Annotated in this window: 19 protein-coding genes; 10 read left to right on the top strand and 9 right to left on the bottom strand. The window is 46.5% G+C overall.

Features of this window, described 5'->3' with window-relative positions; all coding sequences use genetic code 11:
* Window positions 1-58: 58 nt before the first annotated feature.
* Genes T472_RS02820 through pgmB form a run of 3 tightly spaced genes read right to left on the bottom strand, consistent with a single transcriptional unit; the run spans window position 59 to window position 2,264 of the window.
* Complete coding sequence (locus T472_RS02820; protein ID WP_023388519.1) at window positions 59-853, bottom strand: ribonuclease H-like domain-containing protein; 795 nt, start codon at window positions 851-853, stop codon at window positions 59-61.
* A 21-nt stretch (window positions 854-874) separates the two neighbouring features.
* Window positions 875-1,603, bottom strand: a complete 729-nt coding sequence (locus T472_RS02815; RefSeq protein WP_023388520.1) for an HAD-IB family hydrolase — start codon at window positions 1,601-1,603, stop codon at window positions 875-877.
* Between the two features lie 16 nt (window positions 1,604-1,619).
* Complete coding sequence (gene pgmB, locus T472_RS02810) at window positions 1,620-2,264, bottom strand: beta-phosphoglucomutase (RefSeq protein WP_023388521.1); 645 nt, start codon at window positions 2,262-2,264, stop codon at window positions 1,620-1,622.
* Window positions 2,265-2,496: 232 nt separating this feature from the next.
* On the opposite strand from pgmB, the gene T472_RS02805 reads away from it, so the two are divergent.
* Genes T472_RS02805 through T472_RS19195 form a run of 3 tightly spaced genes read left to right on the top strand, consistent with a single transcriptional unit; the run spans window position 2,497 to window position 4,640 of the window.
* On the top strand, window positions 2,497-2,724 hold the full coding sequence (locus tag T472_RS02805) for a FeoA family protein (protein WP_023388522.1): 228 nt from the start codon (window positions 2,497-2,499) through the stop codon (window positions 2,722-2,724).
* Complete coding sequence (gene feoB / locus T472_RS02800) at window positions 2,721-4,469, top strand: ferrous iron transport protein B (protein ID WP_023388523.1); 1,749 nt, start codon at window positions 2,721-2,723, stop codon at window positions 4,467-4,469. Before T472_RS02805 ends, feoB begins: the two co-directional genes overlap by 4 nt.
* Window positions 4,470-4,478: 9 nt before the next feature.
* The gene (locus tag T472_RS19195; RefSeq protein WP_023388524.1) at window positions 4,479-4,640 is read left to right on the top strand and encodes a FeoB-associated Cys-rich membrane protein; all 162 of its coding nucleotides are present in this window, start codon (window positions 4,479-4,481) and stop codon (window positions 4,638-4,640) included.
* Window positions 4,641-4,679: 39 nt separating this feature from the next.
* On the opposite strand, the gene T472_RS02795 is transcribed toward T472_RS19195, so the two are convergent.
* Window positions 4,680-4,913 (bottom strand): DUF1653 domain-containing protein, encoded by a 234-nt coding sequence (locus T472_RS02795; protein WP_023388525.1) that lies wholly within the window; start codon window positions 4,911-4,913, stop codon window positions 4,680-4,682.
* Window positions 4,913-6,598 (bottom strand): arginine--tRNA ligase, encoded by a 1,686-nt coding sequence (argS, locus tag T472_RS02790; RefSeq protein WP_023388526.1) that lies wholly within the window; start codon window positions 6,596-6,598, stop codon window positions 4,913-4,915. The genes T472_RS02795 and argS overlap by 1 nt, the downstream gene beginning before the upstream one ends.
* Window positions 6,599-6,853: 255 nt before the next feature.
* On the opposite strand from argS, the gene T472_RS02785 reads away from it, so the two are divergent.
* From T472_RS02785 to T472_RS02770, 4 genes are all read left to right on the top strand, one after another.
* Window positions 6,854-8,410, top strand: coding sequence for a Ppx/GppA phosphatase family protein (locus T472_RS02785; protein ID WP_023388527.1), 1,557 nt, complete (start codon window positions 6,854-6,856; stop codon window positions 8,408-8,410).
* 78 nt (window positions 8,411-8,488) lie between these two features.
* On the top strand, window positions 8,489-9,400 hold the full coding sequence (locus tag T472_RS02780; RefSeq protein WP_023388528.1) for a DUF2156 domain-containing protein: 912 nt from the start codon (window positions 8,489-8,491) through the stop codon (window positions 9,398-9,400).
* A gap of 20 nt (window positions 9,401-9,420) precedes the next feature.
* On the top strand, window positions 9,421-9,915 hold the full coding sequence (gene tpx / locus T472_RS02775) for a thiol peroxidase (protein WP_023388529.1): 495 nt from the start codon (window positions 9,421-9,423) through the stop codon (window positions 9,913-9,915).
* 143 nt (window positions 9,916-10,058) lie between these two features.
* Entirely contained in the window at window positions 10,059-10,403 is a 345-nt protein-coding gene (locus tag T472_RS02770) for a DsrE family protein (protein ID WP_023388530.1), read from the top strand.
* A 37-nt stretch (window positions 10,404-10,440) separates the two neighbouring features.
* Here the strand turns inward: T472_RS02770 and T472_RS02765 are convergent, their stop codons facing one another.
* From T472_RS02765 to hcp, 3 genes are all read right to left on the bottom strand, one after another.
* On the bottom strand, window positions 10,441-10,830 hold the full coding sequence (locus T472_RS02765) for a hypothetical protein (protein ID WP_023388531.1): 390 nt from the start codon (window positions 10,828-10,830) through the stop codon (window positions 10,441-10,443).
* Window positions 10,831-10,834: 4 nt separating this feature from the next.
* The gene (trmB, locus tag T472_RS02760) at window positions 10,835-11,467 is read right to left on the bottom strand and encodes a tRNA (guanosine(46)-N7)-methyltransferase TrmB (protein ID WP_023388532.1); all 633 of its coding nucleotides are present in this window, start codon (window positions 11,465-11,467) and stop codon (window positions 10,835-10,837) included.
* 238 nt (window positions 11,468-11,705) lie between these two features.
* A complete protein-coding gene (gene hcp / locus T472_RS02755) occupies window positions 11,706-13,337 on the bottom strand; it encodes a hydroxylamine reductase (RefSeq protein ID WP_023388533.1) in 1,632 nt (543 codons plus the stop codon).
* 148 nt (window positions 13,338-13,485) lie between these two features.
* Between hcp and T472_RS02750 the strand changes: the two genes are divergently transcribed.
* Window positions 13,486-14,133 carry a hypothetical protein gene (locus tag T472_RS02750; RefSeq protein WP_023388534.1) on the top strand — a complete coding sequence of 216 codons (648 nt, stop codon included), beginning with the start codon at window positions 13,486-13,488 and terminating at the stop codon, window positions 14,131-14,133.
* 228 nt (window positions 14,134-14,361) lie between these two features.
* Window positions 14,362-15,303, top strand: coding sequence for an arginase (rocF, locus tag T472_RS02745; protein ID WP_023388535.1), 942 nt, complete (start codon window positions 14,362-14,364; stop codon window positions 15,301-15,303).
* A 75-nt stretch (window positions 15,304-15,378) separates the two neighbouring features.
* On the opposite strand, the gene T472_RS02740 is transcribed toward rocF, so the two are convergent.
* A complete protein-coding gene (locus T472_RS02740) occupies window positions 15,379-16,746 on the bottom strand; it encodes an MATE family efflux transporter (RefSeq protein ID WP_023388536.1) in 1,368 nt (455 codons plus the stop codon).
* Between the two features lie 165 nt (window positions 16,747-16,911).
* On the opposite strand from T472_RS02740, the gene rd reads away from it, so the two are divergent.
* On the top strand, window positions 16,912-17,073 hold the full coding sequence (rd, locus tag T472_RS19190; protein WP_023388537.1) for a rubredoxin: 162 nt from the start codon (window positions 16,912-16,914) through the stop codon (window positions 17,071-17,073).
* The last annotated feature ends 243 nt before the right edge of the window (window positions 17,074-17,316 follow it).

Here is a 17,316-nt window from a genome sequence, read left to right as displayed (position 1 = left end):
CGCCCATGCCGGGCGCACAACCAAAAAGCAAAACCTGCGGTTTCGCGCAGGTTTTGCTTCAGCCCCCAAAGGGCACGATATGCTCGGTCGACAGTGACCCGTCTTCAATTTCAGAGTACTCAATGAGGCTTTGCCTGTACTCTTCCTCAAGCCTTATCCTTTCCAGCTTCTCAGCCTTCTCCTCAAGGAGTATTCCCTCCAGGTTCTCAACATCGCTCAATGACACTTCCTGCCATTGGTTCATGATCCTTGCAAGGTTGACGACGTCCTGCTCGTTGTATATGAGGATCCTTTCCACCTTGTCAGGAGGCATCCTGTGGATGTAGTCCCTGTCCTTCATTATCCTGGAGAAAGTCTTAGCAAGCGTCGCACCCGACATGACCTCGCCTTCCCTGGCAATGGCGAATAGCCTTTCAAGGTTCTTCAGCCCAATGTTCTTCTTGAACCTTCTCTCGTATTCCTTCTGTATGTCAACCTTCCTGAAATGCTCGTCAAAGGTCAGGTCGATCGAATGCTTGTTGAAGAGGTGGTTGATCACGGTAAAGTCATTGTTCCCTGAAAATGTGACTATATTGTCTCTTCCCTGTTCCTTCATCCTCAGGAAGTAGTCTTCCGCAAGATAAAGTATCTCTTCAGCATCACGCTTGTTCTCGATCATGTATTGGGTGGTGTGTATCGTGCCGCTCCAGCTGTCGTAGACTGCAGCTCCGAATACGCCAATGCATATTGGTTTCTTGTACAGGTAATGCTCCAGATCGAAGTAGATGCTCCTATCCATGATGTCCTGTCCATCCACCATGAGGATCATATCACTTTTGCCCTTCTCCATCGGAATGGTCTGCTCTTTCCTCAACAATTTATCACGCTTCTTCCACTATAAGAGTTTTAGTTCGTCAAAGTCGATGCCATAGATGACATCCTTCCTTTCCACTACTATCTTCGCTTTTTTCCTTACCTCTTCACAACCGGATACCAGGTGTATGAGCTCCCTTGTCGGATTTACCAATATCGGATTTCCTGCCAGCTCAAGCATCGAGAAATCCCCTGCAGTGTCTCCGTATGCCCAGCATTTTGACAGGTCCAGTCCATATAGCTCTGCCATATGCATCACTGCAACCTTCTTGGACCTGGAGTCCCACATGGGAATGACTTCACCTGTATAAAGGTCATTCTCGTCGATCTCATAGTTCGATCCCATGTAGTCATCGAAACCGTAAAGCTCCGCCATATCCTTCACAAGTTCCACAGGGCTTCCGGAAATCGTGATCAGCTTATGGCCCTTCTCCCTGTGCCACTTGATCCTTTCCCTGGTGTAGACATATGCCCTGGCACCCTTCTCAGCTACTACCTTCCTGACTATATGTTCAATGTAGGCCTTGTGATGGCCCTTTATCGCATGGGTGTAGATCTCGGCCATCTTTCCAAGATATGTGTCATACGTTCCGATTCTTCTGTCCCACTTGACGAATTCAGGCTTGACCTCCATATACCACTTTTCCTCTTCGATTATCTCACTTTTTATGAATTTCTTGAAAAGGTCCGCCATGAAGCCTTCCCTGTAAATGGTACCGTCTATATCAAAAAATGCGGCAGTATCTCCCATAAGCTTCCCTCCTGTTTCAAAAATCAAGTATCTTTTCATCGAGCCCTGAAAATGTCGTTATCACCTTGTCGGCTCCTTCCAGACTGCCTGTCCTCGATACACCTATGACCTTCATCCTGGCTGTCTTTGCAGAATTCACCCCGGCAACTGCATCCTCGAACACGACACACTCTGAAGGATCAAGTTGAAGCTCCTTTGCACCTACGAGATATACTTCAGGATCAGGTTTGGGTTTTGTCACCTTGTATCCGTCTATTATCACGTCAAAAAACCTTGTCAGCCCAGTACATTCAAGTATCAGGCTTGAATTGTCGCTTGTCGAGCCTATGGCGGTCTTGTATCCCAGGCTCTTCACAAGATCAAGGAATTCCAGTACTCCTTCAAATACCGCGCTCTCGTCGATATCCATTATGTATTCTAGATACCAGGAGTTTTTCTTGTCCAAAGCCCTCAGCTTCTCAACCCCGCTCATGCTTATTCCGGTGAGGTCCAGCAATATTTCAAGGGCATCCTTCCTTGAAATCCCCTTCAGCGGCTCGGCATATCCATCGTTCAAATCGACCCCGTGTTCCTTTGCCAGTCTTTTCCATGCCATGAAATGATATTTGGCAGTATCGACAAGGACGCCATCCAGATCGAATATAAGTCCCTTAACACTCATTGTTCCAGGTCCCCCTCTACAGCAACAGCTTAACAACCAATAATCCCGACCACAGGAAGCAGCCTTAGGTCATCGGTTCCTTGATACAACTATCCACTTTCCATTGTAATATAATGCTGTTGCATATTCTACAACGTTAACAAAATAACAATTTCCATGTCCTATTGACTGGACATGCGCACGGCATTATAATGTAAATGTAATTGATAATCATTTTCATTGAGGTGTAGAGATGTGTCTGACAGATATTAAACCCGGCAAAAAAGCAATGATAGAAGGGATAGGAGGCAACGAGAAGCTTGCAAAGAGACTCCTTGCCCTTGGATGTACAGAAGGCTGTGAAATAGAAGTGGTGAGGAAAGCGCCGTTAGGTGACCCTCTTGTACTTTCTCTGAGAGGATTCCACATAGCGCTCAGAAAAGCTGATGCAAAAAACATTTTTGTGAGGGAGACCATATGATAAAGGTAGCTCTTATCGGCAATCCCAATGTTGGGAAGACGACCCTCTTCAATCTTTTGACGGGCTCCAGCCAGTATGTTGGTAACTGGCCCGGCGTAACAGTTGAAAAGAAATCAGGCTATTCAGATGGAATGGAGATAATTGACCTTCCCGGAATCTATGCTCTGGATACTTTTTCTAACGAGGAGAAGGTGTCGAAGGACTTCCTTGAGCAGGGTATCCCGAATGTCATAGTAAATATCGTCGATGCCTCAAATCTGGAGAGGAACCTGTACCTGACATCACAGATCAACAAGTACAAGATTCCAATAGTCATGGCACTTAACATGATCGACATAGCTGACAAGAAGGGAATCGTCATTGATGCCGATGCTCTCGAGGCTGAAACAGGAATCACTACAGTACCCATAGTCGCAGCCAGAGGAAAGGGCATCGATGAGCTTGCGGAGATAATCAGGAGCGGCAGCTACAGGAGGACCAACAATCTCAGGTCCTTCGACAGCGAGAAGGAAGCATATGGCGAAATCGGGTCCATAATAATGAAGGCATCGAGGAGGACCGAAGGTGTCATAACATTGACAAGGGCGATAGACAACGTGGTGCTCAACCCGTTTTTGGCATACCCGCTGTTCTTCGGAATGATGTTCCTGATATTCAAGCTTACGTTCTCATGGGTAGGCGACCCGCTTGCAGGAATGTTTGAGGAATATCTCCTTGTTCCGCTGATGGATATTGTTAGCAGTCTGCTTGCCGGATCATCTGACTGGTTCAGAAGCCTCATAGTAGATGGAATAATCGGTGGTGTCGGATCCATCGTAGTGTTCCTGCCGGTAATCCTTACACTGTTCTTCGGCATTACCCTGCTTGAAGACAGCGGATACATGGCGAGGGCGGCCCTTATGATGGACAGGTTCATGAGGAAGATAGGGCTTTCGGGCAAGGCATTCATACCGATGATAATCGGATTCGGCTGTACAGTTCCTGCAGTGATGGCAACCCGGTCCCTCGAGTCAGAGAAGGACAGGAAGCTGACTGCACTGCTGACACCGTTCATGTCATGCAACGCCAAGCTCCCCGTATTCGTACTTTTCACATCAGTGTTCTTCTCAGGAAACCAGGACGTTGTAGTGTTCTCCCTCTATTTCATTGGAGTTCTCGTATCGTTCGCACTCGGACTTCTCTTCAAGAAGACGATCTTCAGGAAGGATGAGGAGCCCTTCATAATAGAGCTTCCTGAATACAAGCTTCCTTCATTCAAACATGTAGTCAAAAACACATGGGACAAGGGTGAGCATTTCCTGAAGAAAGCTGCAACTGTAATATTCGGAATGTCAGTTATAATCTGGTTCCTGTCGAACTTCAACTTAAGCGGTCAGACAGACATGGGAACAAGCTTCCTTGCATCTATCGGAGGAGCCATATCCCCGATATTCGCTCCGCTTGGATTTGGAAACTGGCAGGCCTCGGTTGCACTCATAACAGGGATAATGGCCAAGGAAGTGGTCGTATCCACAATGGGAGTCATATACGGAGGCAGCCTTTCTCAAGTTCTGCCTTCAGCCTTCACTGCTGCCACAGCTCTCAGCTTCCTTGTATTCGTGCTGCTCTACACTCCCTGCATCTCAGCGCTGGCCACGATGAAGAAGGAGTTCGGAGGAAAATTCGCAATGTTTGCAGCCGCCAATACCTTCGCTGTGGCATGGATCGTATCATTCGCAGTGAAGCTCCTCGCTTCTGCGATATAAGGAGAGACCATGGAAATAGCAATAGCAATGGCAATCTTCGCTGCAGCTGCATATTTTGTCATAAGGAGCCTTGGAAGATCCTCTTCGGGCGATTGCGGAAGCTGCGGATCGTGCAGCACACGCTGCTCATCCTTCAAGGATGATGATACCATGAAGTTCATAGACAGATGAGAAAGATCCCTGGTCAGGTTTCAACTGACCAGGGATCTTTCAGACTTCATCCTCATGCATGAATCTTCTTGCCTGTCCTGTGGGATTTTCCTTCCCATCAGGAACAGCTTCAATGAACATGGTCAACGGCCTTGCGAAAAGCCTTTTTTCCTTGTCCTCGGGCGAGTAGATAACAAGCAGCTCCTCTGTCTCTGTATGGGTCGCTGTTCCCTCGACTACATACCAGTTGCCTTTGAAGTGCCTGTACCTCCCTGGCTTAATCGTCCTGTCCATTACATCCTCTCCACTGTATCTATGCCGAGAAGACCCATGGCAGTCCTTATTACGATAGTTGTCGCTTCAACCAATGCGAGCCTCGAGTTCTTGACTTCATCAGATTCTGTAGATATAGGGCAGTTGTTGTAGAACTTGTTGAAGTCCTTGGCTACCTGGATAACATATCTGGATATTACAGAAGGCTCGTACTTGTCAATTGCCATAGATACGGCATCCTTGAATGATGCAAGTGTCTTGGCAAGCTCGAATTCCTCCTTCGTGCTCACATACTTACCTTCAAGGCTTTTGCTTGTTCCGTTCTTCCTTATGATGCTCCTTGCCCTGGCATATGTATACTGTACGTAAGGTCCTGTCTCCCCGTCAAAGGACAGCATCTCCTCCCAGTCGAAGATTATGTCCTTCTCCCTGGAGTTCTTGAGGTATGTGAAGATTATGGCTCCTATTCCTACTTTCCTTGCCACATCCTCCTTGTCAGGAAGACCCGGATTCTTTTCATCGATCACCTCAAGGGCCTTTTCTGTAGCCTCCCTCAGGAGGTCTTCGAGAAGTATTATGTCACCCTTACGAGTCGACATCTGTTTTCCAGGGAACTTGACAAGGCCAAATCCCACATGAACGCAATCCCTGGCCCATTCGAATCCCGCGAGCTCAAGTGTCTTGAATACCTGCTTGAAGTGCAGGCTCTGAGGAATACCAACCACATAGATGTTCTTGTGGAAATCATAGGTTTCCTTCCTGTATAAAGCTGCTGCAAGGTCCCTTGTCGCATATATCGTAGCTCCATCAGCCTTCTTGATTATGGTAGGCGGCATGTTGTATTCATCGAGAAGCACCACCTGGGCACCAGATGACTGCGAGAGAAGTCCCTTCTCACTTAATATGTCCACTACCCTGTCCATCTTGTCAGAGTAGAAGCTTTCCCCTGCATAGGATTTGAATTCTATACCAAGCTGGTCATAGATCTTCCTGAACTCCTTAAGGGATAGCTCCCTGAATTCCTTCCAGAGCGCAGTCTCATATTCCTTTCCATCTTCAAGGTTCTTGAAGTGCTGTCTCGCAACATCGTCAAGCGAAGGGTCCTTGTCAGCTTCCACATGGAACTTAACATATATCCTGTTCAGCTCCTCAATAGGGTCTTTAATGAGGGCTTCCTTGTCTACCCACCAGCCATACGCTGCTATCAGCTTTCCAAACTGGGTACCCCAGTCACCCAGATGATTTACGCTTACAGAGTCATAGCCTTCAAATGCGAATATCCTGTCAAGTGAGCTCCCCACAACAGTCGAGAACAGATGTCCCACATGGAATGGCTTGGCTATGTTTGGTGATGAAAATTCTACAATTACCCTTTTCCCTTCACCTGTTCCCTGTGAGCCATAAGAGGCTTTCTCAGAGATGATCTGCCTTACGATATCTTCAACGTAAGTACCCTTTTTCAGGAAAAAGTTGACGTATGGTCCAAGAGCTTCGACCTTCTCAACCTCCTGGATGATCAGCTTCGCGGAAAGCTCTGCCGCTATTGCATTTGGAGCCTTCCTAAGAGTCTTAGCCAGCTGGAAGCATGGAAAAGCATAGTCTCCCATCTCTGACCTTGGCGGCACCTCCAGAAGCCCCATTACGATGCCCTTTTCTAAACCCAGTTCTTCTTCTATCTTGGAAGATATGATAACCTTGTAATCCAAATTGCTACCTCCTATGAGATTCCATAGCCACGTTTACCGTGGTTACTTTCTTGTTTTTATCCTTAACATTCTACTATAACAGTCCAGATTAGTCCATAGCATGCAGTCTCAAAACAACGCAAAGGACAACGCAAAGGACACGCGGTATTGAATTCCAGCCCATCTCAGACTATGATAGTCCTATAGGGTGCAGATGAACACTGTATGCCATCCGGCATCACAGATGCCTGCTGGCACCGCGGGGGAGCTGTCAAAATGGAACATGTTGCAGAAAAGAATAAAATTGAAAGATTAGGTGTGATAGACCTTGGTGCGAATACCATGAGGCTTGTCATCTGGGAGATCACCGATGAAGGGGTAGTCAATCTCCTGGACGAGCTGAGGGAGACGGTCAGGATGGCTGAAGACATCGATATCCTTGGAATAGTCTCAGAGCCTAAGATCATGGAGATCCTGTCAGTCCTGATGCGTTTCCAGGTCCTTATGGATGCCATGGAGGTCACAGAGACTATCGCAGTAGCTTCTGATACCTTAAGGCGCGCTGGAAACAGCGATGAAGTCGTAACAAGGATCAGTGCAGAGGTTGGCATAGATGTCAGGATACTTCTTGGAATCGAAGAGGCCTACCTTGATTATGAAGGTATCGTGAATTCCATGAATGTCAAAAACTCGCTCGTTGTGGATATTGGCGGAGCGAGCACGGAGCTTCTCTGGATCAAGAACGGGGAGTTGAAGGAATCAACCTCGATTCCTGTCGGAACACTCAACCTTACAAGGAAGTATGCCTTAAATGACGTGGTTTCCCCAAGGAACCATATAGACCTTGAGGATCATCTTGCTGAAGTCATATCCAAAGTGCCATGGATCGGCTCCAACTTCTTCAACGACATCATAGCTGTCGGTGGTTCCGCAAGGACCATAGCAAAGGTGGACATGAAGAAGAAGAGGTACCCACTGTCGATACTTCATAACTATACCCTGTATGATTCGGATGTGATAAGCCTTTATGTCACCTGTATGGCCAAGAACCTTAAGCAGAGGCAGATGATCGAGGGCCTGTCTAAAGACCGTGCAGACATAATCCTGGGCGCATTGGCGATAATGACCTCAATCCTGAAGTCCACGGGTATCCAGAATGTCAGGATAAGCGGCAAGGGAATAAGGGAAGGTGTCGTGTATGACTATGTTAGGACCAAGCACCTGATCTATTCGGACATGCTGGACAGGTCAATCCAGAACATAATGACTAAGCATGATGTTGACCAATCCCATGCCGAAGCCGTCTACTACCTTACTGAGAAGATATTCGCCGGACTAAAGCCCCTTCATAAGCTTGGCAGGGAGTATGACGCTATCCTCAAGACCTCCTGCATGCTTCACGATGTGGGAATGTCAATAAGATATTATGATCACGAGAAGCACAGCTTCTACATAATAATCAATTCTGAAATCAACGGTATGAGCCACAAGGACGTTCTCCTGAGCGCCTTCGCAGCTGGCTACCACAGAAATTTCAGCTATGAGATATCCAATATAAACTACGGGCAGATACTAAACAGGCTGGATATAAGCTCTGTCGAGAAGCTGGGTGTCTGCATATCGATCGCCGAGTGCCTTGACAGAAGCCTTTCCGGCCTAGTATATGACCTGTCTGTGGAAATCGATGACAGTACTGTGAGGATCATCCCCTATTCCGAATTCGACCTCACCCTCGAAATTTTCGAAGCCATGCGTGTGGCAGAAAGGTTCAGGGGGATATTCAAGAAAGAACTCTGCATAGTGCACCGGAACAGCCCCTGCAGCGAGGAATAGGCTTAGCTTGCAAACCGAGGACAATATGATATAATTAAATTGAATACAATTAATAATCAGGACCTTAGGAGTGATAAATTGGAACTTAATGACCTTGACCTCGCAAGCAGGGCTGTCTTTAACGGATATCTCAAGCCGTTCAGGTACATAGCCTCAACATACAGTTTCACGAACCTTTACCTCTGGAGAAGGATGCAGAATATTCGGTTTCATGCTGATGCGGATGCCCTATACATAGTCAAGGGCAGAAAGGATCCGACTTTCCTTCCACCTGTGGTAAAGGACTCAGGAAACGCATCGAGGTCCTACTCGAAGCTGATATCACACCTTTTGGAAAATGGAATGCCGCTTAGGATAAGGGATGCGCGTGCTGAAGATGTTGAGCTCATGCTTTCCCTTGGTCTTGAATTTGAAGCCACTGAAGATATTGACAACAACGAGTATGTTTATCTCGTTGAGAAGCTAAGGACATTTTCAGGAAAGAAGCTCCACAGCAAGAAGAACCACTACAACAACTTCATCAAGAACTATGAGTTTGAGACAAAGCCTCTCGAGGACTCAAGGGAAGAAGCAAAGGAATTTGCCAGGAAATGGTTTTCAGAAAGTTCACAGAGCGAAAGTCTCCTTGAGGAATTGAATGGTATAATTGAGTTACTGGACAATATGGAGCATTTTGACATAGTTGGATTATCAGTATTCATTGACGGTCATTGTCATGGATTCACGATCATGGAGATACTGAACAGCGACTGCATCCTCAACCACATAGAGAAGGCAGACCAGTCCATAAACGGTCTATATACCTTCATCATAAAGACGGTTCTCGACAGCTATGGAGAAGGCATACGATACACCAACAGGGAGCAGGACCTTGGGATTCCTGGTCTGAGGAAGTCAAAGCAATCCCTGCACCCTGAATTCATGGAAAAGAAGTTCCTGGTGAACTTGACCGGAGGGTTTGATAACCTGAAGGATATGCAATCAACATAAATACAGGAGAGGTGAATTTAATGAAGATCACATTTGGCGGAAACGAAGTTACCCTCTACGGGGACACCCTGAAAGTCGGGGACTCCTTCCCTGATTTCACTCTTACTGACACCAAGCTTGCCGACGTTACAAATGAAGATATCAAAGGTGCAAAAGTAATTCTTACCTTCCCTTCGGTCGATACCGCACCATGTTCACTTGAACTTCTCACCTTCAACGACAGGCTTGAGGACTTCAAGGGCTACAGGGTATTTGGAGTATCGATGGACTTGCCTTTCGCAATCGAAAGGTTCGTAAAGGTCAATGCAGGTGATAACATCAACATGCTTTCTGACCACAAGTACAGGATATTCGGTGAAAAGACCGGAACCTACATCGAAGAGCTGGCACTCCTTGCAAGGGCAGCGTTCGTTGTTGACAAAGATGACAGGATCACATACATGGAATTCGTCCCTGAAGTTGGCGGCGAGGTGGATTACGACAAGATCCTGGTGGAAGCTGCCAAAGTATTCTAGACCAGTGTTACAGAACATTCTTAAATCGAAGGACAAAGTGCAAATACCGGCCATGTTCAGGCACAGATGCCAAACGTGCCGGTATTTGGCTTCATAAGTGAATCAGATCATTTGCCAGAGCATTGAAGATAAAGGAGCTTTCTATGGTTGATAAGAATTCATTGCACATTCTATGGACAAATGCAGATCTTAACACATCACGTCTCATGGTCATGATGTATGCCAAAAACAGCATGCTCCGCAACTGGTGGGAGAATGTCACTGTAATCGTATGGGGTGATACCGCAAGGCTGGCTGCTGAAAACCTGGTTATCCAGGAAGAGATACGGGCCGCACAGGATGCCGGGGTAAGGTTCTCAGCCTGCATAGCCTGCGCAAGGGAGCTGGGTGTCATAGCCGAGCTCGAAGCTCTTGGAATTGAAGTCATCTCCTGGGGTCCGCCCCTCACTGAACTGCTTAAGAGCGACGGGAAACTGATCACAATATGAAAAAACGCCGTCACCGGCGTTTTTTCAGTTCAGGAATTTAATTCAGGCTGTACCCTTCCCTGTAATTTTCCATCATCTGCTCTATCCTGTCAGGGAAGCTGTTCAGGTAGCCATCAAGTATGAAGAAGGCAGCAGCGCTGCAGGCGGTGTAGTCATAGGAACTTCTTCCGAAATATGTCCCCTCTTCGTCAAATCTAATGCAGATATTGTCCATCTCCAGGATATCCTTTGCGGTATCATCGTTTGCTTCACTGAATATTTCCGGATTTTCAGACATGAATTCAAGTATCCTCATCCTGTCTTCATGGTCAAGATTGAATTTGAATTCAACTTCCCCTAATGGGATATCAAGATGTATTATCTCTGTCTTGTCATAATGTCTTCTGACTTCTTTCAGCAAGACGGTATGTATCTCATTTATTGTCATAGCTTCACTTCCTGAATATGCCGAATTTGATGTTCACTCCGAAAGCAGTGAACTTCTCTTCGTACTCTGTCTTTATATTTCCCTCAAAGCCGCTGTCGGCAAGGTCAAGCGACCTGTATCGCTCCTCGAATCCTTCTTCCCTGAAATAATCGAGGCTGTGCTCGAAAAGCTCATCATCATCAGTCTTGAACCAGACCTCTCCCCCCTGCATGAGGAAGCCCCTGTACTTGGTCAGGAACCTTGGATGGGTCAGCCTTCTCTTGTTATGTGATGCCTTAGGCCAGGGATTGCAGAAGTTGATGTATATCCTTTCCACTTCATCCTCGCCGAATACAGTCTCTATGTTCTCTATCAGCATGGGAATTATCCTTACATTGTCCAATCCCAGCTCATTGATCTTCCTCAGTGCAAATACAAGCACTTCATCCTTGAGGTCTATTGCTACATAATTCTTGTTCCTGTCCATTGATGCGAGCTCTGATATGAACCTTCCCTTGCCGCATCCAAGCTCCAAATGTATCGGATTATCGTTCCCGAATTCTTCATGCCATCTGCCCTTCAGGCTAACAGGATCAAATATAGCCTTACTGTCCTGTTCCATTTCAGGCCTTGCCCACCATTTCTTTCGAAGTCTCATCTGCTTTCCTCTCATTTCCAGTATTTCACATTGGAAAATTATAACTCATTCCTCGTAATATTGCACTAACTTATATCAGTGCACCAGTCAAAATTATGTCCACCTTCAGAAGACCCCTGAACCAAACCAGGTCCGGACGGATGGGTAATTTCCCACAGGTCCCATGCACTTACAATTCATGACAATGGAAAAGCTGCCCCGTCGGTATCTCCACCTCCAGGACAGCCTTATATGGGAATTAGTTGAGCATGAACAGCTTAATATCGTCTTCCACGGTTCCTACTCCTGCTATGCCGAATTTCTCAACAAGAACCTTGGCCACATTTGGAGAGAGGAATCCCGGAAGTGTAGGTCCGAGATGAATGTTCTTGACTCCAAGATAGAGAAGCGCAAGCAGAACTATTACAGCCTTCTGCTCGTACCAAGCTATGTTGTAAGCTATAGGAAGCTTGTTGATATCATCAAGACCAAATACGTCCTTAAGTGTCAGCGCTATCATGGCAAGTGAGTAAGAATCGTTGCACTGTCCTGCATCAAGCACTCTTGGTATTCCGCCGATATCCCCCAGAGGAAGCTTGTTGTACCTGTACTTGGCGCAGCCTGCTGTGAGGATGACTGTATCCTCAGGAAGGCTCTTGGCAAATTCTGAATAGTAGTCCCTCGACTTCATTCTGCCATCGCAGCCTGCCATTACGAAGAATTTCTTTATCGCACCTGACTTTACCGCATCTACAACCTTGTCAGCAAGAGCTACTACCTGGTTGTGCGCGAATCCTCCGACTATACTTCCTGTCTCAATTTCCTTTGGTGATGGGAGTGTCTTGGCAAGGCTAATGACAGCCGAGAAATCCTTCTTGCCATCCGCTCCGGCTGTGATGTGGTTGCAGCCCGGATATCCAGCAGATCCTGTCGTGAATATCCTTCCTCTGATCTCTTCACTCTTCGGAGGGACAATGCAGTTCGTTGTGAACAGTATCGCTCCATTGAACGAGTCAAATTCTGTAACCTGCTTCCACCATGCGTTTCCATAGTTTCCGACGAAATTGTCATATTTCTTGAATGCAGGATAGTAGTGGGCTGGAAGCATTTCACTGTGAGTGTATACATCCACGCCGGTGCCCTTTGTCTGCTCGAGCAGCTGCTCCAGGTCAGTCAGGTCATGGCCTGATATCAGGATTGCAGGATTGTTCCTGACACCTATGTTTACGGATGTGATCTCAGGATGTCCGTATTTTGAGGTATTCGCTTCATCGAGCAGAGCCATTGCCTTCACTCCGTGTTCGCCGGTCCTTAGAGTCAGAGCAACAAGGGCATCCGCATCAAGCGAGTCGTCAAGTGTTGCAGCAAGAGCCTCATATGTGAATGAATAGATCTCCGCATTCTGTTTCCCGATGTTGTAAGCATGCTCAGTATAAGCCGCCATACCCTTCAGTCCGTATATTATCATTTCACGCAGCGACCTTACATCTTCATTCTCAGTAGAAAGTACGCCGACCTTTGCCGCCTTCTCAAGCATCGCCTCTCTTGTATCAGCTTCGAATGTAGCTGCGTCATGAAGGCCCTCTGAAGATACTGATGCCCTGAGGTCATTTCTCAGCCCGATCATCCTCCTTATCTGATTCTCTATTGCATCCTCATCAAAATTGGCGTTTGTGATCGTCATGAAAAGACTGTTCAGCATCTGGTGATTAACTTCACCGATTCCGTCTATGTCAACTCCGCCCTTCACTACCACTTCAGAAATTCCCTTTGCAGCATAAATCAGAAGGTCCTGCAGATTAGCTACAACCTCGTTCTTTCCGCAGACTCCGCGAACATCGCAGCCCGTACCCTTTGCTGTCTCCTGACACTGATAACAAAACATGCTCATAAATTCCCCTCCTAAGGATTGTTTTACAAAAGAATGATAACAGAAACGGATACACGAAGTAGGTAACATATGTTACACTTCTTACTTTGTTGACAGTGTTAACAAATCGGTTATAATTACAATGTACAACTCAAAAACGGAGGTTCACATGGAGAATAATTTCACACCGGTACAGACCGTTCAGCTCGGAAGAATCAGGATACAGGAAAACCTGGAGAAAATGATAGCCGAAGCTCTCGACATGAAGAAGGACGGCCTTGGAACAACACTCATTGGTGAAGCACTGGATAAATTCGGAAGAACCACAGCCGACGACGCTTTCTCTCAGGGCAGCGACCACATGAAAGGACACGCCTGGCTTGAAAATGCAGTAATAAGCAGTGAAAAAAGGATAGCATACATGATCAAGGGTGCACTTGATGCCAATCCCAAGTATCTCAGCGTAATAAAGGAAGTCTACAGGGATTGCGCCTATACCCTCGGATACCAGATCAAGGCAAAAAACACGATAACCGGACTTGAAGATGCCTATGCGGCACTTGATTCTGTAGTACTTGACGGAATGCCTTGCGACAAGGTAAACCAGATTGAATCAGTAACAGCCGACACTCTTGTATGGTCAGGTTCAAAGGATGTCCACAGGGAGAATTTTGAAGCTGCCGGACTTACATCAGAAATTTTCCCGGCTCTAAGGGAAACATTCAACAGGGAGCTGCTCAAGGCCCTCGGAAACTTCACCTATAACCTCGAAATAAGGGAGACCGAACCGGTATTCCTCAATACAATCACAAGGTAAAGATGGTTCAGACACAGTGAAACAAGGTCTCCATGCATGGAAAATGCATGGGGACCTTTCTGTTTATTGCAATTGTGAGCCTTTCCGGTTTAGAGCTATATATATATATTACTATTTTAGCATCTTTATGCATTTATGCACAAAATTTTTATAAAAGGCCTCCAACATATGGAAAACCAGGGTATGTTGTCATATAATAAATTGACTAATCGTGGAGGTGATAATTGAATGGACATAGACCTTATCGGCGTACCCATGTTCTACGGGTGCGACAGGGAAGGAGTCGAGAAAGGGCCGGACAAGCTTCGCGAGCTCGGACTCAAGGACCTGCTTGAACGCAAAGGAAGCAGCGTCAGGGACAAGGGAAATATAGATGTTCCTTTTGCCACACCTGAAAGAAAATATGTTAGAAGCAGCAAGATGAAGTATCTTGATGAGATATTGACTGCAGCCGAGAACCTTGCCTCCGAGGTTGAGGACTCGCTGAAAAGCGGGAGGCTTCCCCTCGTAATCGGAGGTGACCACTCACTTGCCCTTGGATCCCTTGCCGGTGTCTCAGGTGCCATAGGAAACAGGCACGCTGTCATATGGATAGACGCTCATACCGACATCAACACAGACCAGACTTCCCCATCCGGAAACGTCCATGGGATGCCTCTCGCAGCCGCAATGGGCGTAGGACCAACAGTGCTTTTGTCAGTGCATGGAAAAGAAAAGAAGGTGCTTGACAGAAATGTCTACGTGGTCGGAGCAAGGAGCCTTGACAAGGGTGAGGAGAAGCTCATCAGTGACAGCAGGATGACCGTGTACAGGATCGGAGACATACATTCAAGCGGCATGCAGGCAGTTGTCGAAGACCTCCTCAGGAGGCTCAAGGAAAGCAGGATATCGGACATACATATCTCATATGATATCGACTCCCTTGACAAAAGCCTGGTCCCAGGCACAGGAACACCTGTGAGAAACGGACTCAATCTTGAAGAGAGCGCTCAGCTTGTAGAAGCCATAATGGATACAGGGCTCGTAAGGAGCATCGACTTCGTTGAATATAACCCGAAGCTTGACAAGGATGGCAGAACAGCAGAATCCTGCCTGTATATGCTGGATGTATTTGCAGGCTGTCTTGGAAGGCAAGCAGGAAGAATGGATATAAGAAGGACCGGCTCATGATTGATCATTGTGAGCCGGTCCTTCCTTATCTTGGCATTTTGTTGCGATTGCATCCCCCTGCAGCCGTCCTTATCGTCATATTACCCTCCTGAACCAGTTTCCGGACCGGTATCTTGGGTAACAAAGCGCAAACTTCACCAGGTCCTCGGCTATAGACAGTGAATAGGCTGCTGTAACCGGCACCCTGAAGATCAGAGCAGCTGCAGCAACAGCAGGAACGCCTACGATCCAAAGGCTTATAAGCTCTGCTCCCATCGCAAACCTGGTGTCCCCTCCTCCCCTGAAGAAGCCCACTACAAACAGCACATTGTATATCCTTATTGGAATCACTGCCGCAACAACCGTAAGCAGTATGCCAGTATTGGCTAGCGTGTCAGGTGCTACACTGTAGAGCGAAAGTATGGGTCCCTTCAAAAGAAGCATGAGCCCCGATGTTGAAAGTCCAAGGAAAAGGGTCAGCCTCATTATCCGTCTCGAATAATCCTTTACGAGGTCGTACCTTTCCTCCCCTATCTTGTTTCCGATCATTATTGATGATGCATTGCATACGCCAAAGGCGAACACGTAGAACAGCTGACTCACTACGTTCGTTATCTGGACTGATGCGAATGCATCCACCCCGATCCTTGAGTAGGAGAAATTATACATTACAATTCCTGCCGCCCACATTGATTCATTGATGATAACAGGAGATGCAACCCTGAAGAACTTCGAAATGTCTGCCTTGGTGAACGAGAACAGCTCTGAAAGCTTTGCCTTCAGTACATTGTCACTTCCATATACCGCTCTCATCAGTATGATGAATTCAATCACCCTTGCAATTACAGTCGCAATTGCTGCTCCCCTTACTCCGAGTGCCGGAAATCCCATGTAACCATTGATAAGTATATAATTAAGCGTTGTATTCGTACCCAGAGCTACCGAGCTTGCCGCCATCGGCACCATAGCCTGGTTCGTCGCCCTGAGTGCAAACACAAGTGAGAATGACAGACTGTTGAGAGCATAGCTGAGCCCGACTATCCTGAGGTATGCAGTACCGTCAGCAATGACATCCGGCTCTGTCGTAAATATCCTGAGAAGAGCCCCTGGAAATATTACTGCAGCGGCAGTGAATACCATTGCCGCAGTCAATGAAATGGAGCCAGCCATTCCAAGGAATCTCCGAAGGCTTGCGTAATCCTTGCTTCCATGGTGCTGAGCATAGAATATCGAAGCCCCGCTTGAAAGTCCGAAGATTATGAGACTGTATATGAAAAAAACCTGGTTGGCAAGTCCGACAGCAGCTATGGAGTTTTCTCCAAGCCTTCCAATCATCAGGTTGTCCACCATGTTCAGTGAAGAACTGAGAAGGTTCTGAATAACCACCGGTATGGCAATGGTAAGGAGTCCTTTGTAGAAGGTCCTCTTTTCATCCCCGCGTTTTCCGAATAAAGTATCGATCATGAAATCACCCCACGTTGTCCAGTATAGGTTAAATTCAAATAAGAATAAAGTGTTAAACAGTATCCAAGCTATTGAAAATACATCTTTAGGTAATCTATAATCTAGATGAGTTGTTGATTCTTCAATCAATATCAACATGCTACTTATAAAAGGGAGGGATATGGAATGAAGAGCTATGTTTGTACAGTTTGCGGATATGTATATGATCCTGCAGTAGGTGACGAAGAGAACGGAGTTGCCCCAGGAACAAGCTTCGACGATCTACCTGCAGATTGGGTTTGCCCGCTTTGCGGAGTAGGCAAGGACCAGTTCGAGGAAGAGGCGTAAGAAATCTAATGCCCCGGCGTATGCCCAATGGCATTAAGTTAATCTCACTCAAGAAGCTATCACAAACAGTGGTAGCTTCTTTTTGATGTTAATTGACCATACACATCAGTAAATTTGAAACTGGTAACCAAAATAAGCATCACAAATAGACAGGAAATATTCCCTGTCAAAAATTATTCAGTTTAAGAAAATTATGCTACCCTATACATGAAGCTTATAGTTGATTTTGCAATCATATTCCTA

Source organism: Youngiibacter fragilis 232.1 (genome assembly GCF_000495435.3).
Taxonomy (GTDB): domain Bacteria; phylum Bacillota; class Clostridia; order Clostridiales; family Clostridiaceae; genus Youngiibacter; species Youngiibacter fragilis.
The sequence above is the reverse complement of the archived record's forward strand: the minus strand, read 5'-3'. Positions and strand labels throughout refer to the sequence as shown.